This window comes from Thermus arciformis, from assembly GCF_900102145.1.
In the GTDB taxonomy this organism is placed as follows: Bacteria; Deinococcota; Deinococci; order Deinococcales; family Thermaceae; genus Thermus; species Thermus arciformis.
Genome location: NZ_FNBC01000009.1, coordinates 17,443 through 39,953 on the forward strand (window position 1 = coordinate 17,443; position 22,511 = coordinate 39,953).

The window sequence follows — 22,511 nt, forward strand, 5'->3', positions numbered from 1 at the left end:
CCACGCCACCCCCTACCGCCCCCGGGGCCCCATCCCGGGGGTTTCAAGCTCCTCCAGCCGCCCCTCCAGAATGGCCTCCACCACACGGGAGGGCACGAGGAGCCTCTTGCCAAGTCGCACCCCGTACCGGCGGGCAATCGCATAGGCCAAATCCCGCCCCACCTTGTCAGGTCCCAGGGCCTCCCTAAGTTCCGCCACCGTGAGCAGTCTTGCCCTTCCAGGAGCGTTCATGCCCCCAGGGTGGCGGAAAGGTTGTTCACCTAAAAACGGGGTGGCTCAGGTGAACATAAGTGCCGGATGGCACAAGCTCAGTCCGGCACCAGTCCCAGCGTCCTATCCAGGTTTGCAATGGCCTTGGCAATCGCGCTCGGGGCGGCTTCCTCAAGAAGGACGCGCCCCTCCCTGTCCACCAGTCCTTCCAGCCGCGCCCTCTTGGTCAGGGTGCGAAGGCTCCACCCCTTCACCCGGTGGGCTACCCACCACCGGGCATGCTTTTGCAGTTCACGGTGGGGAAGGGCCCATTCCTCATAGAGGGCCCGGCACTCGCCCAGCCAGGACTCAAAGGCTTGGCGAAGGCCCTTCTCTATCTCGGGCCAGGAGGATTTCTCAGCCCCGTATACCGGGGGCGAAAACTCCGGTGGGCGGAAGGGGGGTAGCGGTGGAATGTCCACCATTGGGCCGGTGTAGACCATCGGTTTGCCCGCAAAGTCGGGGACCTTGGCCCACAACCGAAGGTTTTCCGTGGCCCACCCCAGGGGCTCAGGGTGTAGCAAGCTCCACTTATGGCCCCAAGTGAGAAGCGCTTCCCGTAAGTCCCTGAGTTTCGCTAAGAAGTCTTCTTCATAGCCGGGTATGCCCTCCAGAGTTTCTATGGCCTCCTCCAGGGATTCCCAGTCGTAGATGTACCAGCCGGGGCGGTCCATGTGAGGGGCGGCTTCGCGGTATAAGGGCACCAGCCTGGCCAGGTCCTCCAAGGCTTCCGGCGCTATTTGCTCCACGGCGCGGAGAACATAGCGCCAGGCGTTCCACCTACGCCAAGCCTCGGAATGGTCCATGCCTCCATGATACGCCCTTGTGCGGGGTTTTACGGGTACAGAGGGGCATAGGGTGGCCGTGGAGCCCCCGGAGAGGGGCCACCTCGAGGCCGCCCGGCCTCCTCAATGTTTCCTAGAACGACTCTACGGCCAGCCGGTTTATCAGCCGGTCTATCACCCCGGAAATGGCCGGTTATCGGAGTAAATTCCAGGGAGTGCTATTGGAGAAAACCGCGTCTGGAAGGGGAAAAACGGAAGATGACGGGGGTTCTGGGCTTGCCTCACACGCGAGAGGTCGTAGGTTCAAGTCCTACGCCGCCCACCACCCCTAAAACCCCCAAGCCCTCGGGTAAGCCCCGAGGGCTTGGTCGTTAATCCCCCGCTACCAGGTAAAGGTGCTCTGGAGGAGGGCAGCCTCGAGGTGCACGGGCCACATCCGGTCCAGGAAGAGGCTGTGCGCGGCGAAGGTCTCCGTTGGGATGGGCCGGGCGGCGAGGAGGGCGCTTAGGGGCTGGTCCCCGGCGAAGGCGGTGGCCCGGAGCTGGACGCTGCTTCCCGGCGTGGGCACCACGCCAGCGAAGCCCGGGGCCTGCTCCACGTCCACGTAGTAGCCCGTGGCGCTTCCCAGGGCCCCGGCGCTCAGGAAGTGCCGCCAGTAGCGCACCCCAGGTTCCCCCAGGAAGAGGGCGTAGCCCAGGAAGCTGAGGCCTGGGCTAAACCCTCCCGAGGCGATGTTGCTGAAGGTGGGCAGGGCGCTTGCGGTGTGGCTCTGGGTGCCGGAGAGGCTTAAGGGAGGCACGGAAAGGTTGAGGGAGGCTGACGGAGCCACCGAGGGGTCGCTCGCGTCCTTGCGCAGGATGGCGCAGCTAGAGCCGTTACAGGTCCAGAACTGGAAGAGGTCCCCGCCGAATAGGGAACTGGGCCGGGCCACGGGCTGGGGGCTTCCCGTTCCCGTCCAGTTCACCAGGTCCACCGGGACGAAGGTGGAGAGAACGAGGCCGGCGTAGGAGGAGAAGCCCGCCGGGGTGGTGAGGCTGAGGGTGTTCGTGGGGCTTACGGGGACGGAAACCGCGGTGGGCGGGATGCTGACGGGGCCCGTGCGGCCGAAGTAGGGGGTGCCCCCGCTATCCCCGAAGACCGCTACCTCCCGCCCTGGCCCTGTGGGTGCGGTGAGCCCGGCGAAGCTCCCTCCTGCGAAGCCCGCCGTCCCCCAGGCCGAGAAGGCGGTCCCCGGGGTGAGAGCCTGGGAGACGCTCCCACTCACCGTTGTGGTGGGGCTGGCGTGGGCTACGGGGCAGCGCACCATCAGGTTGCTTCCCAGCTCGCTCCGCATCAGGTCCAGGCTCACGTAGAAATCGGCACCGCCGACGCTGGGGCAGCGGAAGGCCACCTGGAAGCGGGCCCCCGCGGGGATGGGGAGGGACCAGCTGGACTGGCCCGTGGGCAGGGCGTTCCAGGGCATGCCCGAAGAGGAGGGGGGAGGGCCCATCCGCCAGGCTGCGGCCAGGGGCTGAAGGGGTTCTCCGATTCCGTCCACCAGGGTCACGTTCAGGGTCTGGATGCCGCTGCCCCCGCACGCGGCGAGGAGGGCGAGAAGGGGCAGAAAAGGCCAAGGGCGCATCGTGCTTTCCTCCTCACTGGGTGCTGAAGTTGGGGTTCACCTTCCCCACCTTCAGCTCGTCCAGGGCGATCTCGCAGTGGTAAAGGCCCGTGGGGGCGGTGTGCAGGGCCCCGATCCAGAGGGATAGGGCGTTGCTGGTGCTCCCGGAGGGGGCGGTGAAGGTGCCCGCGAGGTTCCCGTTTATGTAGAAGGCGCCGCTCGTCCCGTCCACCTTGACCGCCACCTTGGTCCAGGTGCCCGTGGAGGGAGGCTGGAAGTTGGCCGGGAAGGTCTGGGTGGAGGCAAAGGTCCCCCCGCCGAGCCTCAAGGCCGCCCGCACCTGCCCCGGGCCCACGCCCTCCAGGTAGAGGGTGTACCCGTTCGCGCCCACTTGGTCCCACTTGTCCAGGACGGGGTAGTAGGCCCCGGCCCCACACTGCACCGGGGCCACGTAGGCCTCCAGGTAGAGGCTCCCGTAGGAGAGGTTGAGGTCGGGGGTGGAGGGCACCTCCACCCAGGTGGCCCCGTTGCCCGGGAAGTAGAAGGCCCCGCCGGATTGCCCATTAACCGTGCTGGGCCCGGAGAAGCCGGGCCAGGCTGCCACAGGCCCGGGCTTGGGCGTCCCGGTGTTGAAGACGGGGCTGGCCACCACGTCCTGGACCTGGGTGGCCCCGGGAGCCTCGTTCAGGGGCCAGTGGGCCACCGGGCAGGTGGGCGTGGTGCAGACCAGATTGGGGCCGCTGCAGGAGGCCAGGAAAAGGGCTAGAGCCGGAATGAGCCAGAGGGTATAGCGAACCATGGGGCACCTCAGCGGATCTTCTTTTCAATGCCTCGCAGCTCCAAAGGCCCCACCTGCAAGTGCAGCACCGGAGGGGCCTGGAGCCGGTCCTCTATGCCCAGGTAACGGGGGATGGGCCGCCCTGGAGGGGGATCCTGCCCGAAGCAACCGTCACACCATCCCACCTCTCCCACGCGGAAGCGGACCACGTCTGCGGGGTTGCTGAGGTTAGTGGCCACCAGAACCCAGTCCGGTTCCTCCCGTACGAGCTTGACTTCCATGATCCGGGCGGCGTCGGCCTTGGTCAGCTTGGCCCCACTATCTGCCTGGCGCCAGTAGGCGATGCCTAGGGGCTCCCCCACCAACTCTTCAATGGAGCGGGCTTCTCGGAGTTTGGGGTTCTGGTAGGGCAGGAAGGCTACGGCCACGTCCTCCCGGAGCAGGATGGCCGGGGGCCATTCCACTTCAAAGGGCTTGGGCAGGGCGCAACAGGCCTGACGAAGGCGCTCCGCGAAAGGAGTGGTGTCCAGGGTGCCGTTCAAGGCTTCTCCGTCCAGGTCGGAGGGGAAAGCGGCGGTGATGTGGGTGAGGTAAAATGGCGGGCTGTTAAGCATTAGTAAATCCCAAATGAAGATCATCCCATTCACCCGTTTCCAGCTATACAAGAACCCATCCGGTGGGGGTTGTATGTATGGGCCACCCCACCCTACATCTGCGGTGACCGAACGGGAAAGCCGCCGCCCGTTTCCGTCCTTGCCCCCGTACCAGGTCATCCGGTACCCCTGCTGCTCGTCGCCACTGAGCCCTCCCAGCCAGACCCGGCAGTGACCGTCGCTGGTACACCGGATGGTTATGGCCAACGGGCGGTTGGTAAGGCTACTTGGGTCTTGTGAGGGGTGCCACCCCTTGGGCGAGACGATCAGGCTGAGGCCCTCGGTATCCTGGACCACGGTGATGGCCCGGGTAAGCTCGGCTTGGGGAGTCAGGCTAGCAGGCATCAGATCGCTAAAAAGTGCCTCACTTTCCTCGGCCAAGGGCAGCACCGCCATGCGGAGGTTGTCCTCGGCCTGGGGCATTCCCTCTAGAGGAGTGGACCCGGTCTGCCCGCCGCAGCCCGCCAGCAGGGCCACCAGAAGGCCGAGGGTTCCCAAAAGCCAGGGCTTGCGCATCTTCGTCCTCCTTTGAGGTCTTCTTCGGGGACCTCGAGCGGCAGGGTAGCAAAGGGGGGATTAATTCTCCCTGAACGCCCCCTGAACCGGAACACCCCCGCACCGGGCGGGGGTGGAAGAAGGGAGGGGCCCTCAGGGCTTCTGGGAAAGGTCCACCATCCCCTTACCCACCTCCTGGGGGGCAAAGGGCAGGGGCCTCGCGTACTGCTCTAGGTTTCCCTGGAGCTGGGCGGGGGTGAGGCCCGGCTGGGCGGAAAGCCAAAGGGCCATGGCCCCGGCCACCAGGGGGGCGGCGAAGGAGGTGCCGGTGCACTGGCCCTGCCCGCCCCCCGGGGTCACGCACTCCAAGGCGGTGCCCGGGGCGGCCAGGTCCACATAGGCCCCGCGGGTGCTGTAAGGGGCGGGGCTTAGGCTTCGGTCTAAGGCGCCCACCGCCACCAGCCCCGGGAGGTCAAAGGCGGCGGGGTAGTGGGCCGGGCTTCCCTGGTTTCCCTGGTTGCCCGCGGCGGCGGCCACGGGGATGCCCTGGCCCAGGGCGGCTTGCAGGGCGAGCTTCAAGGCCTCCACCGGGGTGTCGCCCCCCAGGCTCAGGTTGAGCACGGTGGGCCCCTGGCGGTGTTGCACCACCCAGCACACCCCCCGCACCACCCGGCTCGCCCGGCAGACCCCGTTCTCGTCGCAGACCCGCACCGGGACGATCCCGGCCTCCGGAGCCACCTCCTTCACCAGGCCCGCGACCCCGGTGCCGTGGCCGCCGGGAAAGGCGTCTTGGGGTATGGGGTCGTTTTCCACGAAGTCGTAGCCGGGAAGCTGGGGAAGGGCGGCGTCCACCCCCGTGTCCAGCACGGCCACCTGGACCCCCCTACCGGAGTGCCCCCGTTCCCGGGCGGCCTGGGCGCCTATGGCCTCCCCTCCCCAGCTGTCAAAGCTCCAGAGGCTTTCCGGATCGGCCTTGTAGGAGGGGTCTAGGGCTTCCAGCTCTTCCAGGGCGCGGCCCAAGGCCTCGCCGCCGAATCCCAGCTCCGCCAGGGCGAAGCCGCACCCCGAGAGGTCCTCGAGGGCGAGAAGGGTGAAGCCCGGGGGAAGCGTGGGCCTTTGGCCGAGGGGCAGGCGGAGGAGAACACGGCTTAGGTCCACCTGGCCCAGGACCCCCAGGTTGGACTCCAGCATCCCGCGGGAGGTGAAGAAGCGCACCTTCCGAGGCCCGCCCGGCACGGGGGGGACCCGGAAGACCAGGGCACTTCCCTGGACCCGCACCACCTCCGCCCGAACGCCTTCCACCTCCACCCGGGTCCCCTCCGGGCCCACCCCCCTTAGGGTGGCGGTGACCTCTTCCCCCACCAGGGCCCGTTGGGGGGATAGCCCCACGCTGGCGGGCCCAGGGCCACACGCCGCTAGCAAGCCAAGGGCGAGCCAAAGAAGCTTTTTCATACTTGCACCTCCGCGGGGAAGGAGTAGCCGTCAAGATCCCACAGGCTAAGGGGCATGGGAACAGGTTAGTCCGGAAGGGGTGAACGGACCCTGAACGCCAAGTATCCTCCTCTGGCTTTAGCCAGGGCGGAAGCCTCCAAAAGCCTCCCTCCTAGCCGGGGTGTCCCATGTTGCGAAAACAGGGTTAGCCTTGGAGCCGGGCGCGGTACCGGGCGGCCAGAAAGTGGTGTCCCGCCTCCTCCAGCACCCGGACGGCCTCCTCTAAAGAGGCCCGGTCTCCGAGAAGCTCCGCCCGGTTGGCCAAGACGGTGGCCAAGAGAAGGTGTTCCCTAGCGGCTTGGGCCAGGTCCAGGGCCTTTTGGTAGGCTTCCTCCGCCAGCGCCCGCAGCCCTTGCCGGTGGTAAAGGGCCCCTAGGTTGTTGAGGGCCCGGCCCGCGGCCTCCAGGTTCCCCATCCCTTGCGCCAGGCCCAAAGCTTCCTGGTAAAGGGATTCCGCCTCCGCCAAGAGGCCTTTTCGCTCCTTGGCCACCCCGAGGTTCAAGAGGAGGCGGGCTTGGAGCAAAGGGTAGCTTTCCGCTTCCCGCATGACCTCTTGGAGCGCCTCCTCCCCCTTCCCCAGTTCCGCCAAGGCCACGGCCCGGTTGCCCAGGGCCCCAAGGTGGCGGGTCCTTTCCCCAGCCACCAGGAAGCGCACCGCTGCGCGGCTAAAGGCCTCGGCGGCTTCCAGGAAGCGGCCTTCGCCCATGAGGAGAAGGCCCAGGAGGTTCCATCCCTCCCCTTGGCTGTAGGCTTCCCCTGAGAGGGCCTTTTCCGCGTACCGCCTGGCCTCTTCCCGCTCTCCCATGCGGAAGCACAAGATGCCTCTTAAGGCGCTGGCTTCCGGGCTGTCGGGCACTTGCTCTAGGAGATCGCGGGCCTCCCGGTAGCGCCCGAGCCGTTCCAGGCCCCGGGCTCGCAGGAGAAGCACCTCGGGGTCGGGGCTCAAGGCTTCCAGCCACTCCAGGGCTTCCTGCGGCTGGTCCTCCATCTGGAGGCGGGCTTGGCCCAACAAGGCCTTGCGCCCTCTTGATTGGTCCTCGGGCTCCCAAAGGGGCAGGGCCGCCCGGTACAGGGCCACCGCCTCGGGGAGCGGGAGCTTTCGCGCCAGCTCCAGGGCCACCTTGCGGGCCTCGAGGGTCAAGGGGGGCTTCAGGGTGGGTTGCCCCTGGGCGTTCAGAAGGCCCTTTTGCCAAAGGAGCTCAAGATCGGAGGGTTCCACGCCCAAAAGCTCCGCTGCCTGGGCAGGACCGGTCCAAACCACGGCGTAGAAGGCCTTGCGCACCTTCTCTGGGAGAAGCTCCGCCCCTAGAGGGGGTTCCTCGCTGGCCGCCTCGGCCACCCCAGGGAGGGCGAGGGCGGATCGCCAAAGCGCTTCTCCTTCTTCCACAAGACCCAAGGCCTGGTGCTTTTCTGCCTCCTTGCGGTAAGCCCGCAGCAGGGCTTCCGCCAGGGCCTCCCGGGTGGACCAGACCCACTCTTCCAGCTCCTCTCCTAGCCCGTCGTCGGCCCCTTCCAAAAACCGCCCCCGGTAGAGGGCCCGGGCCTCCTCCAGGTGCCCCTTCCCCAGGGCCCGCTTCAAAAGCACGGCATCGCACTCCACCTCGGTGCTCAGCACCTCTTTTCCTTGAACCTCCACGCCCGCCCCCTTGAGCTGGGAGAGGGCCACAGAGAGGCTGTTGGCGGCGTCTTGGGCTTGGGGCCAAAAGAGTTCTTGCAGGTGGCGGCGTCCCTTGGGGCCCTCGAGGGCCAGATAGGCGAGGAGCAAAAGAGGCCTCTTCTTTCTGAACGGGGTGCTCTCCAAGAACAGCCCCCCTAGGGTTCGGAGCACGCCTTCAGTATACCCCTTCTGCTGTCACCTTTTTGCCCCGGACCTTACGGGAGCTTCCTTCAGAAAGCAACCGAAGGCCTGGTTCTAGGCTGTAAAAAGGACTTCCCCCCACGGAAGCGTGGGGGGCAGTTTAGCCTTCAGGCTTGGTGCCGAGGGGCGGAATCGAACCGCCGACACTGCGATTTTCAGTCGCATGCTCTACCAACTGAGCTACCTCGGCGTGGCGGCCCCGACGGGACTCGAACCCGCGATCTCCCACGTGACAGGCGGGTGTGTTAACCAACTACACCACGGGGCCTTGGGTTTAGGCCGGGTCGGGGGCGTCCGACCGGGCAACTAGGATGATAGCCGGGGGAAGGGCGGGTGTCAAGCTTGACCTGGAGCGAGGTCTTCGCCTACCACCGGACCCGGAAGGGGATCGGGCGGCAAAGCCTCCTGGTGGACCGGGGGGAGTCGGGGTACCGGAACCTCTTCCTTCCAGAGGGGCGCATCCTCTACATGGGGGAGGGGAGGCGGGGCCACCAGGAGCCCGTGGGGGGGAACCTCAGGCTCCTCCTGGCGCACCGGGAGGGCACCCCCTTGCGGGTTTTCCTCAGGGAGGCCCCGGGGCGCTGGCGCGACCTGGGGTGCTACCGGGTGGAGGGGTGGCGGTACGCCCTCTTGGAGGAGGAGGGGCGGTGGGTCTACTGGTTCACCCTCGCCCCAGGTGGATGCGAAGAAGCCCCTTGAGGGTGAGGTCCTCGTCCACCACGTCAAAGGAGGGGCAGATGGGCTTTAAGGTCTCGGCGAAGCCCCCAGTGGCGATGACCAGGGCCTCCCCGGCCTCCTCCTTGAAGCGGCGCACCATCCCCTCCACCAGGGCGGCGTACCCCAGGACGAGGCCCGAGCGGAGGGCCTCGAGGGTGTTCTTGCCCACCACGCCCTTGGGCGGGGTGAGGTCTATGCGGGGAAGCTTGGCGGTCCGTTGGGCCAGGGCGTCCGCCGCGGTCTGGGGGCCGATGGTGATGGCTCCGCCCAGGTAGCGGTTAGGCGCCTCCACCAGGTCAAAGGTGGTGGCGGTGCCGAAGTCCACCACGATGTAGCGCCCCGTGGGGCTAGGGTAGGCCAGGGCCCCCACGGCGTTCACCAGGCGGTCGGCCCCGGCCTCCTTGGGGTTGTCTATGAGGACCTCGAGGCCCGTGTCCGCCGCCTCCACCACCCGGGCCTCCACCCCGAAGAGCCTTTCAATGGCCCGCTTCATCTCCCGCTCCACCGGGGGGACCACGCTGGAGAGGAGGGCGGCCTTAGGAGGCGGGAGGCCTTCCAGGGCGAAGAGGTTGTTCAGGATCACCCGGTACTCGCTTTCCATCCGCATCCGGTCGGTGTGGATGCGGAAGTGGGCCACCAGGCGCTCCCCCGAGAAGAGGCCGAGGGCGGTGGAGGTGTTGCCGATGTCCACCGCGAGGAGCATCTAGCCTTCCCCCTCCCAGGGTTCCAGGACGACCCGGGTGGTGATCTCGGCGTTGAGGTTGGCGGAGACGGAGCAGTACTTGGTGTGGGAGAGGTGGACGGCCCTTTCCAGGGCCTCGAGGGTCACCCCCGGCCCCGAGGCGATGTGGGTGACGGTGATGTGGGTGTAGCGCTTGGGGTGGGTCTCGGCCCGCACCCCCTCCACCTCCACCCGGTAGCGGGCGAGGGGCTGCTTCTTCTTGCGCATGATGTCCACCACGTCGTAGGCGGTGCAGGCCCCGAGGGCCATGAGGAGGAGCTCCATGGGGCGGGGCCCGGTGGAGGGCTCGTCCCCGTCAATCATCACCTTGTCCCCCTTTTCGTTCACGCCCAGGAAGCGATGCCCCACGATCTGGTGGACCACGACCTTCTTCGTCATGAGCCGGATTTTACCAAGCCCTCACCTGGGCCGCTAGAATGGGGCTTAGGTGCGCTGGCTTTGGAGCCTCCTATGCCTGTGGAGCCTGGCCCTGGCCTCCCCCCGGGTGGGGGTCCACGAGGGCTTCACCCGCCTGGTCTTTGACCTGCCCTCCCCCGGGGCGGCCTACCGCCTCGAGGAAGGGGAAGGCCTCCTCGCTCTCTTCTTCCCGGGCCTCGCCCTTCCTGCCAAGGACCTCCTGGTGAACTCCCCCGAGGTGGCCTCGGTGCAGGTGGTGCCCGAGAAGGGGGGGACCCGGGTCCTGGTGCGCCTTAAGGTCCCCGTGGAGGTGAAGGCCCAGCGCTACCCCGACCCCGAGCGCCTGGTGCTGGACCTGAGCCCCAAAGGGGCCAAGCCCCCTCCGCCCCCTTCCTCCCCCTCGCCCCCCCAAAGCCGGCCCCCCAAGCCCCCGAAGCCCGTGGTCCTCCTGGACCCGGGGCACGGGGGGGTGGACCCCGGGATGGTGGGCTACGTGGTGGAGAAGGAGGTGGTCCTGGACGTGGCCCTCCGCCTGAAGCGCCTCCTTGAGGGGGAGGGGATTGAGGTCCGCCTCACCCGGGACAAGGACGCCCACCTCTCCCCCGACAAACGGGAGGACCTCTCCCGGCGGGCGGCCATGGCGGACAGCTCCCGGGTGAACCTTTTCATCTCCATCCACGTGAACGCCTCCCCCACCCGCACCGCCCAGGGGGTGGAGGCCTTTTACTTCGGCCGCAGCCAAGACCCCAGGGTCCTCGCCCAGGTGATCTGGGAAAACGGCGGCGGGGAGGTGGGCAAGCGCCTCACGGAGGAGGCCAAGGGCGTGGCGGAGCGCATCCTCACGGACATCGTGGCCCAGGCCAACCAGCGCTACAGCCAGCGCCTGGCGGAGACCCTGGGCCGGAAGCTCTCCCAGGCCACGGGAAGCCCCTACCGGGGAAGCTTTCCCGGGGACCTCTTCGTCCTCCGCTACGCCAAGGTGCCCGCGGTCCTGGTGGAGATCGGCTTCGGGGACCACCCGGCGGAGGGAAGGCGCCTGGCGGAGGCGGCCTACCGGGAGAAGGTGGCCCAGGGGCTTCTTGCAGGCATCCTGGCCTTCCTCGCCAACGGGGCCTATGCCCGCTAGAAGGGGAAGGCCTTAAGGGCCTCCTTCGCCGTGGGGAAGCGTTCCTCCGGCCGCTTGGCCAGAAGCCTTTCCAGGTAGGCCCGCTCCGCCTGGCCGAGGCCCGGCAAGGGGGGGACCGCTTCCCGCAGGTGGCCCAGGAGGACCTCCTCCGGCGCCCCCACGAAGGGGTGCTCCCCGGAGAGGACCCAGTAGAGGATGACCCCCGCGGCGTAGACATCGGCCTCCGGGCCTGGGCTTTGCCCCAGCACCTGCTCGGGGGCCAGGTAGGGGAGGGTGCCCACCCGGAGGGGCTTTTTGAAGGCCTCCAGGGCGGGCCCCGAGAGGTCAAAGTCCACGAGGCGGGCCTCGAGGGTCCCCGCCACGATGAGGTTTTCCGGCTTCACGTCCCGGTGGACCAGGCCCTTTTCGTGCATGTGGGCCAGGGCGGAAAGGAGCTGGCGGAAGACGAAAAGGGCCTGGGGGCGCTCCGGGCGGCGGAGCATCCAGCGGCCCATCTCCTCCCCGGGGGCGTAGGCCAGGAGGAGGGCGGGGCCTTCCTCCAGGTCCAAAGCCTCCAGCACCGGGTTCAGGTTGGGGTGGGAAAGCCTTTTCCCCACCCAAAGCTCCCGGTCCCGCCGGGCCTCGGCCCCCTTGGGGAAGAGCTTGAGGGCGTAGGGGGTGCCGAAGGGGTCAAAGGCCAGGTAGACCGTGGCCAAGGCCCCCTGGCCCAAAGGGCGCACCACCCGGTAGCGCTCAAGGAGGGTCTTCCCCGCCAGGCTCACCCCCCTCACTATACCGGCCCCCTCATCCCTTTCACCCGGGAGCCGGTAGGATTTTCCCGTGCGCGGGTTGGCGCTTTCCGGCGGCGGGGCGAGGGGCCTCGCCCACATCGGGGCCTTGGAGGTCTTCCTCGATGCGGGCCTGGACTTCCAGGTGGTGGCGGGGACCAGCATGGGGGCCATCGTGGGGGCCCTTTTCGCCGCGGGGAAGGCCCCCGGGGAGATCCTGGACCTCGCCCGCAAGACCCCTTGGCTCGGCCTTTTGGGCCTCTCTCCCCGGGAGGGGATCTTCTCCCGGCGCAAGCTCAAGGACTTCCTGGCCGAGCACCTGCCCGCCACCTTCGCCGAGCTCAAGCGGCCCCTCGCGGTGACCGCCGTGGACGTGGTCTCCGGGAAGCTCGCCTTCCTCACCCAAGGGGACCTGCCGAGCGCCGTGCTGGCCTCCGCCGCCTACCCGGGCCTCCTCGCCCCGGTGGAGCGGGAGGGGCGGCTTTTCTTTGACGGGGGGGTCCTGGATAACCTCCCCGTGGACGCGGCCCGGCTCCTTGGGGCCCAGGAGGTCTACGCCGTGGACGTGACCCCGGAAAGGGGCGTGGAGGCTTCGCCAAGGGGGCTTCTCGCCCTGGCCCGGCGGGCGGTGGACCTGATGCAGGCCCAGCTCACCGCGGTGCGCCTCACCCTTTACGCCCCCGAGGTGTACGTGCGGCCTGGGCTCTCCGGGGTGGGCATAGAGGACTTCCGCCGCCTCGAGGAGATCGTGGAGGCGGGCCGCCAGGCGGCGCGGGCGGCCCTTGCTAAAGTGGGAGGGGTATGAAGGCCTTTTGGGAATACCTGTTCAAGGAGTGGTTTCGCCAGGTGGGGGAGGCCCTTTTGGTGGCCTTCTTGGTCACCACCTTCGTCTTCACCACCGTGGGGGTGGTGGGGCAGAGCATGTTCCCCACCTTGAGGAACGGGGAAAGGGTCCTGGTGCCCAAGTGGGAGACCTGGCTGGTACGCTTTGGCCTCAAGGAGTGGCGCCGGGGGGAGATCGCTATCCTCAAGCCCCCCGAGGGCACCCCCTACGCCACGGCCCGCTTTCCCGTCTTGGGGTTTTCCTTCCGGGCCTTCTTCATCAAGCGCATCGTGGCGGTGCCGGGGGATGAGGTCTACGTGGAGCGGGGCGTGGTGCACGTGAACGGCGTGCCCCTCCCGGAGACCCACATCACCCAGCACCTCGCCCCCTGGCCCGACTCCTTCCCCGGGGTCTGCTACAAGGACGGGCGCATGACCCGGATCATCACCCAGCAGGGGGACTTTCCCGTGGAGCTTTTGCCCGCCTACCTGAGGCCCCTAAGGGAGATGCTCCTGCCCCCTTCCAAGGAGGTGCTGGAGCGAAGCCGCCTCGAGGAGGCCTGCGAGGTGGGCCGCATCAAGCTCAAGGAGGGCTACTACTTCGTCATGGGGGATAACCGCACCTTAGGGGGTTCGGAGGACTCCCGCACCTTCGGCCCCGTGCCGAAGGAGGCCATCGCCGGGCGGGCGAGCTTCGTCTGGTGGCCGATTTTCGTGCGGGACGAGGGGGGGCTTCGCCTCAACCTCCGCAGGCTTTCCCCCCCTGAGGTCTACCGGCTAGAGTAGGACCGCCACGATGAGCCGCCCGGGGCCGTGGACCCCCTTCACCATCACCTGGCCGATGTCCGCGCTCTTGGAGGGGCCGGAGTGGAGGCCGAGGGCGCTGGGAAGCCCGTTTAGGTCCTGGAGGGCCTCCAGAAGGGTCCCGTAGACCCTCTTCGCCTCCACCAGGACCAGGTGGGTGGGGGGGAGGAGCTGGGCCTTGCGTCCGTCCTCGCCCGAGAGGGCCACGCTTCCCGTCTCCGCCACGGCGAAGAGGGCCCAGGAGACCCCCAAGGGGGCCTCCTCCGGGGGAAGCTCGGGGAGGAGGCGGAAGGCCTCGGGCACCCCCCGGCCGAAGGCCGCCCCGGGGAACCCTTGGAGGAGGGCCCTGGCCCCTTCCTCGTCCAGGAGGTGCCCCTCGGCCCCGTTTTCCCGGAGACGATCTAAGAAGAGGGCCAAGGGGTCCTCTTTGGGAAGGAGGTGGGGGTGCTCGGGGAGGAGGGCCTTGGGGCGCTCCCTCAGGGCCCGCCGCACCCGGGCCAGGATGCGGGTTCTAGCGTCCATCCGCCACCTCCTTCCAGAGCTCGTGGAAGGGCTTGGGGCTTGGCCTTAAGGGGCCCCTTCCCTCCGTCCAGGCCTTGAGGAGGGGGAGGAGGTCCTGGGGGAGGGGAAGGCCCCTTAAGCCCTTGGAGAAGAGGCGGTAGAGGGCGGGGCTTTCCATGACCTTGCGGAAGGCCCGCATGGCCCCGTGTTCCCACGAGGGGGTGAGGCCCTCTTCCGCCGCCCGGTGCCGCCAGGTGAGGAGGAGCCTGGGGATGGGGATCTTCACCGGGCAGGCTTCATAACAGGCCCCGCAGAGGGTGGAGGCGTAGGGGAGGGGGTAGGCCTCCTCCAGGGTGAGGAGCCCTGGGTCCAGGACCGCCCCGATGGGGCCGGAGTAGACGTAGCCGTAGGGGTGCCCCCCGGTCTGGCGGTAGACGGGGCAGGCGTTGAGGCAGGCCCCGCAGCGGAGGCACCTCAGGGTCTCCCAGGCCTCGAGGTCATGGAGGAGGGCGGTGCGCCCGTGGTCCACCAGGACCACGTGGACCTCCTCGGGGCCTTCCTCCCCCTCCCTGGCGGGGCCCTGGATGAGGGAGACGAAGGTGGCAAGGCGCTGCCCCGTGGCCGCCCGGGCGGTTAAGGGGAGGAAGAGGGCGAGGTCGGCAAAACGGGGAAGGAGCTTCTCTATCCCCACGAAGGCCACGTGCACCTTGGGCAAGGAGGTGGAAAGCCTTATGTTCCCCTCGTTCTCCATCAGGGCCAGGGTGCCCGTCTCCGCCACCAGGAAGTTCGCCCCGCTTAGGCCGAGCTCGGCGGAAAGGAAGGCTTCCCTCAGCACCCTTCGGGCCACCTGGGCCAGGGCCTCCGGGGAGGCGTCCAGGGGGGTGCCGAAGCGGGCGTGGAAGAGCTTTTGGATTTCTCCCAGGGAGAGGTGGATGGCGGGGCCCACGATGTGGCTCGGGGGCTCGCCTAAAAGCTGGATCAGGTACTCCCCGAGGTCCGTCTCGTAGACCTCCACCCCTAGGGACTCCAGGAGGGGGTTCACCCCGAGCTCCTCGGTGAGCATGCTCTTGGCCTTCACCGCCCGCTTCACCCCGCGCCTATGCACCACCTCCCTGAGCACCCGGTGGGCGTCCTCCGGGGTTTCGGCCCAGTGCACCTGCACCCCGTTTTCCCGAAGGCGCCTTTCCGCGAGCTCCAGGTAGTGGTCCAGGTGGGTGAGGACGTGGTCCTTCACCGCCTTGGCCCTTTCCCGCCACTCCTCAATGGGGACCTCGGCGTAGGCCTTGAGGCGGTTCCTTTCAAAGTGGAGGGTGGCCCCGGTGACCGCCTCCCGCACCCCGGGCTTTTCCCTTAAAAGCCTTGCCGCCTCCTTGGGGTAGAGCTTCGCCTTAGCCCGCATACGCCTCCCAAAGCAGGGTGGCGAGGGGCGCCACCCTGAGCCCCAAGCCCTTCTTGCCCATGCGCCCCGAGAGGTGGAGGAGGCAGCCTGCGTCCGTGGAGGTGAGGACCTCGGCCTCGGGCAAGGTGGCGAGCTTCCGGTCCGCCATGGCCAAGGAGACCTCGGGGAGCTTCACCGAGAAAAGCCCCCCGAAGCCGCAGCACTCCTCCCAGGCCTCCCAGGGGAGGACCTCGGCCCCGGCGTTTTGCAGGAGGAGAAGGGGCTCCTCCCGCACCCCGAGTTCCCTTAAGGCGTGGCAGCCGTGGTGGTAGGCCACCTTCCTCCCTTTAAGCCCCTCTCCGAGCTTTTCCACCCCGAGGACCCGCACCAGGAACTGGGAGAGCTCGTAGGTCTTCTCCGCCATGGCCAAAGCCTCCCGGTTTCCGGGAAGGAGCTCGGGGTAGTGGTTCTTCACCATGCTGGCGCAGCTTCCCGAGGGCAGGACCACGTACTCCGCCTCCTCAAAGACCTCCAGGGTCCTTTTGGCGAGGGGCCTCGCCTCGTCCCAGTGCCCGGCGTTGAAGGCGGGCTGGCCGCAGCAGGTCTGGCCCTCGGGGAAGTCCACCTCCACCCCGAGGGCCCTTAGGAGCCTCACCGCCGCCACCCCGGCCTCGGCGTAGAACTGGTCCGCCAGGCAGGTGATGAAGAGGGCCACGCGCATTTGTGCCCAGCATACCCCAGGCCGCCTGCTATCATGGAGGCTAGCGAACAGAGGGGGTTTTCCCCCGAAAGCGCAAGCGGGGTGAGGATGGGAGAACGCCTGGACATTCAGACCCTGGAGGCCTGGCTTTGGGACGCCGCCTGCGCCATCCGTGGCCCCGTGGACGCGCCCAAGTACAAGGACTACATCCTGCCCCTCATCTTCCTCAAGCGGCTTTCCGACGTCTTTGAAGACGAGCTATCCCGGCTTGCCGAGGAGTACGGAAGCCCGGCCGCCGCCGAGGCCATCGTGGAGGCGGAGCGGGCGGAGGGGGTCATCCGCCAGGGGAAGGGGGTGGTGCGCTTTTACATCCCTCCGGAGGCCCGCTGGCCCGCCGTCCGCCAACGGGCCACGGGCCTCGGCCAGTACCTGACGGAGGCGGTGCGGGCGGTGGCCCGGGAAAACCCCCGCCTGCAGGGCGTGATTGACATGGTGGACTTCAACGCCACCGCCGCCGGGCAGCGCATCGTGCCCGACGAGTACCTGGCCAGGCTGGTGGACGTTCTTTCGCGCCATCGGCTTGGCCTCGAGGACGTGGAGCCCGACATCCTGGGCCGGGCCTACGAGTACCTCCTCCGCAAGTTCGCCGAGGGCCAAGGGCAGAGCGCGGGCGAGTTCTACACCCCCCGCGAGGTGGCGGTGCTGATGGCGCGTCTTCTGGAGCCCGAGCCCGGCATGACCGTCTACGACCCCGCCTGCGGCTCCGGGGGGCTTCTCATCAAGTGCCACCTGCGCCTTCTGGAGACCCACGGGGTGCGGGAGAACGGCCACCTGCGCCTGCCCTCCCAGTACGCCCCCTTGCGGCTTTTCGGCCAGGAGATCAACCCTGCCACCTTCGCCATGGCCCGCATGAACGCCGTCATCCACGACATGGAGGCCGACATCCGCCTGGGGGACACCATGCGCAACCCCGCCTTCCGCGACGCCGCCGGGCGGCTTCTGCGCTTTGACCTGGTGACCGCCAATCCCATGTGGAACCAGAGCTTCCCCGCCGAGGTCTACGAGAACGACCCCTACGACCGCTTCCGCTTCGGCGTCCCTCCCTCCTCCAGCGCCGATTGGGGCTGGCTCCAGCACATGCTGGCCTCCCTGAACGACACCGGCCGCATGGCGGTGGTGCTGGACACGGGGGCCGTGAGCCGGGGAAGCGGCGCCCAGGGCGCAAGCCGCGAGCGGGACATCCGCAAGGCCTTCGTGGAGGCGGACCTCATTGAGGCGGTGGTGCTCCTCCCGGAAAACCTCTTCTACAACACCACCGCCCCGGGCATCATCCTGGTGGTCAATCGCCGCAAGCGCCACCCGGGGCAAATCCTGCTCGTGAACGCCTCTAGGCTTTTCGCCAAGGGCCGCCCCAAGAACTACCTGACCGAGGAGCACGTGGAGACCATCGCCCGCCTCTACCGCGACTGGCGGGCCGAGGAGGGGCTTTCGGCGGTCATCACCAACGAAGAAGCCGCCCGCAACGACTACAACCTTTCCCCAAGCCGCTACGTGGCCGGCAACCACCAGGAGGAGGTGCTACCCCTGGAGGAGGCCGTGGTGCGCCTGTGCGAGGCCGAGGAGGAGCGGGCCCAGGCCGACCGGGCCCTGGCCGAGGTCTTGCGCGCTTTGGGGTTGGAGGCCCCCCGAGCATGAGCGAGGCCCTGACGCTTTCCGAAGCGCTTCCCGAGGGCTACCGCATGACCGAGCTCGGCCCCCTGCCTGAGGAGTGGCGGGTGGTGCGGCTGGGGAAGGTGTTTGACATCCAACAAGGAAAGGCCCTGTCCAGGAAAAAGGATAAGGGCATCCGACCTCGGCCCTTCTTACGAACAGCTAATGTGCTCTGGGGGCACATTGACTTGAGCACACTTGATTACATGGACTTCACACCTGAGGAGGAAGAGAAATATGCCCTTCAGCAGGGCGATTTGCTGGTGTGTGAAGGGGGTGAAATAGGACGCACTGCTATTTGGGAATGCCAGTCTTCGGAAATTTATTACCAAAATCATCTCCACCGATTGCGCCGAAAGGCTGAGAACGTTGAGCCGCATTTTTACATGTATTGGTTTCAGGCTGCGTTAACTTTGCTTGGGCTGTATGGTGGTACGGGCAACAAAACCACAATTCCTAACCTATCTCGCACACGCCTGGCTGCGTTTCCCATTCCCCTCCCGCCCCTTCCCGAACAGCGGGCCATCGCCCACGTCTTGCGGGCGGTGCAGCGGGCGAAGGAGGCCACGGAGGGGGTCATCGCCGCCGCGCGGGAGCTGAAGAAGAGCCTGATGCGCCACCTTTTCACCTACGGCCCCGTGCCCCCGGGCCAGGCCGACCGCGTGCCCGTGCGGGAGACCGAAATCGGCCCCCTCCCGGCGCACTGGCGGGTGGTGCGGTTGGGGGAGGTGGTGCACAAAACACGGCAAATCGATCTGCGAAAGACACCTGATCAGCGCTTCAAATACATTGATGTATCGTCAGTGAGTAATGAACAATTGGCAATTGTAGGTTATCAGGTCATCTATGGAAAAGAAGCACCAAGCCGGGCACGCAAGGAAGTTGAGATTGGAGATGTTATATTTGCGACCGTTCGCCCATATTTGAAGCGAATTGCAAAAATCACTTCCGAGTTTGATAAGCAAGTTTGCTCTACAGCCTTTTGTGTCCTCCGCCCTCGTAAGCATCAAATTGATAACGATTTCCTTTTTTATGCTGTTTCCTATGAGCCATTTGTTGCGCGCATAACCGAACACCAGCGGGGTTCCAGCTATCCAGCAGTTACCGATAGGGATGTGCTTGAAGAAAAAATCCCCCTCCCACCCCTCCCCGAGCAGCGCGAAATCACCCGCATTCTGCAGGCGGTGGACGAGAAAATCCGCGCCGAGAAGGGGCGCAAGGCGGCGCTGGAGGTGCTCTTTAAAACGCTGCTGCACGACCTCATGACCGCCAAGCGGCGGCTTCCGGCGGAGTTCGTGGCCCGGTTTGCCGAACCTCTCTCCGGAGGGACGCCATGACCCCCTACGACCCTACGCGCCACCATCGCCGTTCCATTCGCCTGAAGGGGTACGATTACACCCAACCGGGGGCGTATTTCGTCACCATCGTCACCCACGAACGGGCGCACCTTTTCGGCGTGGTGAAGGACGGGGAAATGCGGCTGAACGCGTTTGGGCGGGTTGTGTGGGAAGAATGGTTTCGCACCGCCCAGGTGAGGCCGTACGTGGAATTGTACGCGGACGAATTTGTGGTCATGCCCAACCACGTGCACGGCATCCTGCGGATTACGGAAACGGGTGTGGCCGATGTCGGGGTGATCGGGGTGGTAGGGGCGCAGCGGCGCTGCGCCCCTACCATGCGCACCATGCCCACCATGCGCACCATGCCCACCATGCGCACCATGCCCACCATGCGCACCATGCCCGGTGGGGTCACGCCCAACAACGTGGCGCCGGGGTCTTTGGGGGCCATCGTTCGTTCGTTCAAATCCATGGTCGCCCGGCGCATCAACGCCCTGCGCGGCACCCCTGGCGCACCCGTCTGGCAACGTAATTATTACGAGCACATCGTTCGCAATGAGCGTGCCTTGGACGCCATTCGCCGCTATATTCTGGAAAACCCTTTGCGCTGGCATCTGGACAGGTACAACCCTGACCGCACCGGACATGACCCGCTGGCGCGGAGCATCTGGTCGCTACTCGCGGAAGGAGGATGAGCCATGTCCCTGGGCGGCGAGCGCGGGAGCGTGCAAAACCCCTTTATCCGCTACGCGGTGGAAGCGGGCTGGACCTACCTGCCCCGGGAGGAGGCCTTGCGCCTAAGGGGTGGGGAGGGCTCGCCCTTTTTGCGGCGGGTGCTGGTGGAGCAGTTGCAGCGCCTCAACCCCGGGGTGGTGGACTCGGTGGCCAAGGCCGAGGAGGTCATGGCCCGGCTTCTCGGCGTGCGCCCCAACATTGAGGGGAACCTCGAGGCCTGGGAGTACCTCAAGGGCCTCAAGACGGTCTTCGTGGAGGCGGAAAGGCGCGAACGCAACCTAAAGCTTTTGGACCCGGAGCACCCGGAGAAAAACGCCTTCCACGTCACCGACGAGTTTGAGTTTTCCAACGGCCGCTTCCGCATCCGCGCCGACGTGGTCCTTCTGGTGAACGGCCTCCCGGTGATCGTGGTGGAGACCAAGGCGGCCACCCGGGAAGAGGGCATCGCCGAGGCCCTGGACCAGATTCGCCGCTACCACGAGGAGGCCCCCGAGCTCATGGCCCAGGCCCAGCTCCACGCCCTCACCCACCTGGTGCGGTTCTTCTACGGGCCCACCTGGAACCTCTCCCGCAAGATGCTCTTCAACTGGCGGGACGAGCAGGCGGGGGACTACGAGACCCTGGTCAAGGCCTTTGTGGCGCCGCGGCGGGTTCTGCGGCTCCTCACCGATTACATCCTCTTCGTGCGCAAGGACGGCGAGCTTTCCAAGGCGGTGCTGAGGCCCCACCAGATGCGGGCCGTGGACAAGGTTTTGGCCCGCGCCCAGGACCCGCAAAAGCGCCGGGGGCTCGTCTGGCACACCCAGGGCTCGGGCAAGACCTACACCATGATCACCGTGGCCAAGAAGCTCCTGGAGGACCCCCGTTTTCAGAACCCCACGGTGCTCATGATCGTGGACCGCAACGAGCTCCAGCAGCAGCTTTTCCAGAACCTCGAGGCCGTGGGCCTAAGCCGCGTGCGCGTGGCCCAAAGCAAAGAGGACCTGCGGAGGCTTCTCAGGCAGGACGCCCGGGGCCTGATCGTCTCCATGATCCACAAGTTTGACCAGGCGGACGCAGGCCTCAACACCCGGGAAAACATCTTCGTCCTCATAGACGAGGCCCACCGCTCCACGGGGGGCGACCTGGGCAACTACCTGATGGGGGCCTTGCCCAACGCCACCTTCATCGGCTTCACCGGAACGCCCATTGATAAAAGCGCCCACGGCAAGGGAACCTTTAAGGTCTTCGGCGGGGGCGACCCCGGCGGCTACCTGGACAAGTACTCCATCCGGGAGTCCATTGAGGACGGCACCACCGTGCCCCTCCACTACCAGATGGCCCCAAACGAGCTTTTGGTGGACCGGGAGGCCATGGAGCGGGAGTTCTGGGCCGTGGCCGAGCTGGAGGGGGTAGCCGACGTGGAGGAGATCAACCGGGTTCTGGACCGGGCCGTCACCCTCAAGAACATGCTCAAAAGCCCCGAGCGGGTCCAGCGCATCGCCGCCTTCGTGGCCGAGCACTTCCAGAAGTACGTGCAACCCATGGGCTACAAGGCCTTCCTGGTGGCCGTGGACCGGGAAGCCTGCGGCCTCTACAAGGAGGCCCTGGACCGCCATCTTCCCCCGGAGATGAGCCAGGTGGTCATCAGCCGGGGCTACAACGACCCGCCCCACGTGCGCCGCTACCACCTGAGCGACGAGGAGGAGGCCCAGGTGCGCAAGGCCTTCCGCAAGCCCGACGAGAACCCAAAGATCCTCATCGTCACGGAAAAGCTCCTCACGGGCTACGACGCCCCCATCCTCTACGCCATGTACCTGGACAAGCCCATGCGCGACCACGTCCTCCTGCAGGCCATCGCCCGGGTGAACCGCCCCTACGAAGACCAGGAGGGCCGCCGCAAGACGAGCGGCCTCATCGTGGACTTCGTGGGCATCTTTGACCACCTGGAGCGCGCCTTGGCCTTTGACTCCCAGGACGTGGAAGGGGTGGTGGAAGACCTAGACGTCCTCAAAAGGCGTTTTGAGGACCTGATGGCCAAGGCGCGGAAGGAGTTTCTGCCGGTGCTGGCCGAAAGAAGCGGGGACAAGGCCGTGGAGGCGGTTTTGGAGCACTTCCGGGAAAAAGGGCGGCGCGAGGCCTTTTACGCCTACATCCGCGAGCTGGAAGAGGTGTACGAGATCCTTTCCCCCGACCCCTTCTTGCGGCCGTTCCTCGAGGATTACCAGCGCCTCCTGGAGATGTACCGCCTGTTGCGGAGCGCCTACGAGCCCCATGTGCCCGTGGACAAGTCCTTTTTGCGCAAGACCGCCGAGATCGTGCAAAAGCACACGGCGGGCGGGGCGGTGCGGGAGCCCGAGGCCACCTACGAGATCAACGCGCAGACCCTTTGGGCCCTGGTGGGGGCGGAGAAGCCGGACACGGTCAAGGTCTTCAACCTCCTGACGGCGCTTTACCGCCTGGTGGAGGCCAAGGGCAAGGAGGAGCCGCACCTCGTTCCCATCGGCGAGCGGGCCGAGGCCATCCGCCGACGGTTTGAGGAGCGGCAGCTTTCCAGCCAGCAGGCCCTGGCCGAGCTGGAGGAGCTGGTGCGCCAGCTTAAGGAGGCGGAGGAGGAGCGCCGGGAAAGCCCCCTCTCCAAGGAGGCCTTCGCCGTGGCCTGGTGGCTCCGGGTGCAGAAGGGGCTTTCGCCTGAGGAGGCCCGGGACCTGGCGGCCAAGGTGGAGGCCCCCTTTCGGACCTTCCCCCACTGGGCGCATAGCGGCGCCCAGGAGCGCGAGCTGCGCCGGGAGCTTTACAAGGTCCTGGGGAAGGCCTCGGCGGGGGAGGTGGTGGGTTGGGTCAACGAGCTTCTGGCCCTGCTTCGGAGGGTGGCGGAATGAGGG

Annotated in this window: 21 protein-coding genes and 2 tRNA genes; 8 read left to right on the forward strand and 15 right to left on the reverse strand. The window is 67.0% G+C overall.

Annotation, left to right across the window (positions count from 1 at the left end; translation table 11 throughout):
* Positions 1-12: 12 nt before the first annotated feature.
* The 9 genes from BLP62_RS04750 to BLP62_RS04795 form a co-directional block, all read right to left on the reverse strand.
* A complete protein-coding gene (locus tag BLP62_RS04750) occupies positions 13-198 on the reverse strand; it encodes a hypothetical protein (protein ID WP_241374143.1) in 186 nt (61 codons plus the stop codon).
* Positions 199-308: 110 nt separating this feature from the next.
* Positions 309-1,055, reverse strand: a complete 747-nt coding sequence (locus BLP62_RS04755; RefSeq protein ID WP_093006377.1) for a hypothetical protein — start codon at positions 1,053-1,055, stop codon at positions 309-311.
* 361 nt (positions 1,056-1,416) lie between these two features.
* Entirely contained in the window at positions 1,417-2,655 is a 1,239-nt protein-coding gene (locus BLP62_RS04765) for an ArsR family transcriptional regulator (RefSeq protein WP_093006379.1), read from the reverse strand.
* A gap of 13 nt (positions 2,656-2,668) precedes the next feature.
* Positions 2,669-3,433 carry a LamG-like jellyroll fold domain-containing protein gene (locus tag BLP62_RS04770; RefSeq protein WP_093006381.1) on the reverse strand — a complete coding sequence of 255 codons (765 nt, stop codon included), beginning with the start codon at positions 3,431-3,433 and terminating at the stop codon, positions 2,669-2,671.
* A gap of 8 nt (positions 3,434-3,441) precedes the next feature.
* Positions 3,442-4,581 (reverse strand): hypothetical protein, encoded by a 1,140-nt coding sequence (locus BLP62_RS04775; protein WP_093006383.1) that lies wholly within the window; start codon positions 4,579-4,581, stop codon positions 3,442-3,444.
* Positions 4,582-4,713: 132 nt separating this feature from the next.
* Entirely contained in the window at positions 4,714-6,012 is a 1,299-nt protein-coding gene (locus tag BLP62_RS04780; RefSeq protein ID WP_093006385.1) for a S8 family peptidase, read from the reverse strand.
* 184 nt (positions 6,013-6,196) lie between these two features.
* Positions 6,197-7,879, reverse strand: coding sequence for a tetratricopeptide repeat protein (locus BLP62_RS04785; RefSeq protein WP_093006387.1), 1,683 nt, complete (start codon positions 7,877-7,879; stop codon positions 6,197-6,199).
* 144 nt (positions 7,880-8,023) lie between these two features.
* Positions 8,024-8,099: transfer RNA gene (locus BLP62_RS04790), tRNA-Phe, on the reverse strand.
* 1 nt (position 8,100) lies between these two features.
* Positions 8,101-8,177, reverse strand: a tRNA-Asp gene (locus BLP62_RS04795).
* Positions 8,178-8,242: 65 nt separating this feature from the next.
* On the opposite strand from BLP62_RS04795, the gene BLP62_RS04800 reads away from it, so the two are divergent.
* Positions 8,243-8,608, forward strand: a complete 366-nt coding sequence (locus tag BLP62_RS04800) for an SRA domain-containing endonuclease (RefSeq protein WP_093006389.1) — start codon at positions 8,243-8,245, stop codon at positions 8,606-8,608.
* On the opposite strand, the gene BLP62_RS04805 is transcribed toward BLP62_RS04800, so the two are convergent.
* Together BLP62_RS04805 and BLP62_RS04810 are read right to left on the reverse strand one after the other, a co-directional pair.
* Entirely contained in the window at positions 8,571-9,329 is a 759-nt protein-coding gene (locus BLP62_RS04805; RefSeq protein ID WP_093006391.1) for a type III pantothenate kinase, read from the reverse strand. The two genes, BLP62_RS04800 and BLP62_RS04805, sit on opposite strands and share 38 nt — an antisense overlap.
* Entirely contained in the window at positions 9,330-9,746 is a 417-nt protein-coding gene (locus BLP62_RS04810; RefSeq protein ID WP_093006393.1) for an OsmC family protein, read from the reverse strand. It abuts the gene before it with no gap.
* 49 nt (positions 9,747-9,795) lie between these two features.
* Between BLP62_RS04810 and BLP62_RS04815 the strand changes: the two genes are divergently transcribed.
* Positions 9,796-10,890 carry an N-acetylmuramoyl-L-alanine amidase gene (locus tag BLP62_RS04815; protein ID WP_093006395.1) on the forward strand — a complete coding sequence of 365 codons (1,095 nt, stop codon included), beginning with the start codon at positions 9,796-9,798 and terminating at the stop codon, positions 10,888-10,890.
* Here the strand turns inward: BLP62_RS04815 and BLP62_RS04820 are convergent.
* Positions 10,887-11,660: a serine/threonine-protein kinase gene (locus tag BLP62_RS04820; protein WP_093006397.1), complete on the reverse strand. Its 774-nt coding sequence runs from the start codon at positions 11,658-11,660 to the stop codon at positions 10,887-10,889. The genes BLP62_RS04815 and BLP62_RS04820 overlap by 4 nt on opposite strands.
* Before the next feature lie 49 nt (positions 11,661-11,709).
* Between BLP62_RS04820 and BLP62_RS04825 the strand changes: the two genes are divergently transcribed.
* The gene (locus BLP62_RS04825; protein ID WP_093006399.1) at positions 11,710-12,462 is read left to right on the forward strand and encodes a patatin-like phospholipase family protein; all 753 of its coding nucleotides are present in this window, start codon (positions 11,710-11,712) and stop codon (positions 12,460-12,462) included.
* Complete coding sequence (gene lepB, locus BLP62_RS04830) at positions 12,459-13,265, forward strand: signal peptidase I (protein ID WP_093006401.1); 807 nt, start codon at positions 12,459-12,461, stop codon at positions 13,263-13,265. Before BLP62_RS04825 ends, lepB begins: the two co-directional genes overlap by 4 nt.
* Here lepB and BLP62_RS04835 read toward each other — a convergent pair.
* Genes BLP62_RS04835 through BLP62_RS04845 form a run of 3 tightly spaced genes read right to left on the reverse strand, consistent with a single transcriptional unit; the run spans position 13,257 to position 15,883 of the window.
* Positions 13,257-13,805 (reverse strand): LutC/YkgG family protein, encoded by a 549-nt coding sequence (locus tag BLP62_RS04835; RefSeq protein ID WP_093006403.1) that lies wholly within the window; start codon positions 13,803-13,805, stop codon positions 13,257-13,259. The genes lepB and BLP62_RS04835 overlap by 9 nt on opposite strands.
* Positions 13,795-15,183: a LutB/LldF family L-lactate oxidation iron-sulfur protein gene (locus BLP62_RS04840; protein ID WP_093006405.1), complete on the reverse strand. Its 1,389-nt coding sequence runs from the start codon at positions 15,181-15,183 to the stop codon at positions 13,795-13,797. Before BLP62_RS04840 ends, BLP62_RS04835 begins: the two co-directional genes overlap by 11 nt.
* The gene (locus tag BLP62_RS04845; RefSeq protein WP_093006420.1) at positions 15,173-15,883 is read right to left on the reverse strand and encodes a (Fe-S)-binding protein; all 711 of its coding nucleotides are present in this window, start codon (positions 15,881-15,883) and stop codon (positions 15,173-15,175) included. The genes BLP62_RS04840 and BLP62_RS04845 overlap by 11 nt, the downstream gene beginning before the upstream one ends.
* Before the next feature lie 87 nt (positions 15,884-15,970).
* On the opposite strand from BLP62_RS04845, the gene BLP62_RS04850 reads away from it, so the two are divergent.
* The 4 genes from BLP62_RS04850 to BLP62_RS04865 are packed head-to-tail and all read left to right on the forward strand — an operon-like array spanning position 15,971 to position 22,508.
* Complete coding sequence (locus BLP62_RS04850; RefSeq protein WP_093006422.1) at positions 15,971-17,557, forward strand: type I restriction-modification system subunit M; 1,587 nt, start codon at positions 15,971-15,973, stop codon at positions 17,555-17,557.
* Complete coding sequence (locus BLP62_RS04855) at positions 17,554-18,909, forward strand: restriction endonuclease subunit S (RefSeq protein WP_093006424.1); 1,356 nt, start codon at positions 17,554-17,556, stop codon at positions 18,907-18,909. The genes BLP62_RS04850 and BLP62_RS04855 overlap by 4 nt, the downstream gene beginning before the upstream one ends.
* A complete protein-coding gene (locus tag BLP62_RS04860) occupies positions 18,906-19,607 on the forward strand; it encodes a transposase (RefSeq protein ID WP_093006426.1) in 702 nt (233 codons plus the stop codon). The genes BLP62_RS04855 and BLP62_RS04860 overlap by 4 nt, the downstream gene beginning before the upstream one ends.
* Positions 19,608-19,610: 3 nt before the next feature.
* Positions 19,611-22,508 carry a type I restriction endonuclease subunit R gene (locus tag BLP62_RS04865; protein ID WP_093006428.1) on the forward strand — a complete coding sequence of 966 codons (2,898 nt, stop codon included), beginning with the start codon at positions 19,611-19,613 and terminating at the stop codon, positions 22,506-22,508.
* Positions 22,509-22,511 lie beyond the last annotated feature (3 nt).

Excerpts from the sequence above, each read along its gene's own strand:
- BLP62_RS04755 (WP_093006377.1), bottom strand. The coding sequence starts at position 1,055 with ATGGACCATTCCGAGGCTTGGCGTAGGTGGAACGCCTGGCGCTATGTT.
- BLP62_RS04765 (WP_093006379.1), bottom strand. The coding sequence starts at position 2,655 with ATGCGCCCTTGGCCTTTTCTGCCCCTTCTCGCCCTCCTCGCCGCGTGC.
- BLP62_RS04770 (WP_093006381.1), bottom strand. The coding sequence starts at position 3,433 with ATGGTTCGCTATACCCTCTGGCTCATTCCGGCTCTAGCCCTTTTCCTG.
- BLP62_RS04775 (WP_093006383.1), bottom strand. The coding sequence starts at position 4,581 with ATGCGCAAGCCCTGGCTTTTGGGAACCCTCGGCCTTCTGGTGGCCCTG.
- BLP62_RS04780 (WP_093006385.1), bottom strand. The coding sequence starts at position 6,012 with ATGAAAAAGCTTCTTTGGCTCGCCCTTGGCTTGCTAGCGGCGTGTGGC.
- BLP62_RS04805 (WP_093006391.1), bottom strand. The coding sequence starts at position 9,329 with ATGCTCCTCGCGGTGGACATCGGCAACACCTCCACCGCCCTCGGCCTC.
- BLP62_RS04810 (WP_093006393.1), bottom strand. The coding sequence starts at position 9,746 with ATGACGAAGAAGGTCGTGGTCCACCAGATCGTGGGGCATCGCTTCCTG.
- lepB (WP_093006401.1), top strand. The coding sequence starts at position 12,459 with ATGAAGGCCTTTTGGGAATACCTGTTCAAGGAGTGGTTTCGCCAGGTG.
- BLP62_RS04835 (WP_093006403.1), bottom strand. The coding sequence starts at position 13,805 with ATGGACGCTAGAACCCGCATCCTGGCCCGGGTGCGGCGGGCCCTGAGG.
- BLP62_RS04840 (WP_093006405.1), bottom strand. The coding sequence starts at position 15,183 with ATGCGGGCTAAGGCGAAGCTCTACCCCAAGGAGGCGGCAAGGCTTTTA.
- BLP62_RS04845 (WP_093006420.1), bottom strand. The coding sequence starts at position 15,883 with ATGCGCGTGGCCCTCTTCATCACCTGCCTGGCGGACCAGTTCTACGCC.
- BLP62_RS04850 (WP_093006422.1), top strand. The coding sequence starts at position 15,971 with ATGGGAGAACGCCTGGACATTCAGACCCTGGAGGCCTGGCTTTGGGAC.
- BLP62_RS04855 (WP_093006424.1), top strand. The coding sequence starts at position 17,554 with ATGAGCGAGGCCCTGACGCTTTCCGAAGCGCTTCCCGAGGGCTACCGC.
- BLP62_RS04860 (WP_093006426.1), top strand. The coding sequence starts at position 18,906 with ATGACCCCCTACGACCCTACGCGCCACCATCGCCGTTCCATTCGCCTG.
- BLP62_RS04865 (WP_093006428.1), top strand. The coding sequence starts at position 19,611 with ATGTCCCTGGGCGGCGAGCGCGGGAGCGTGCAAAACCCCTTTATCCGC.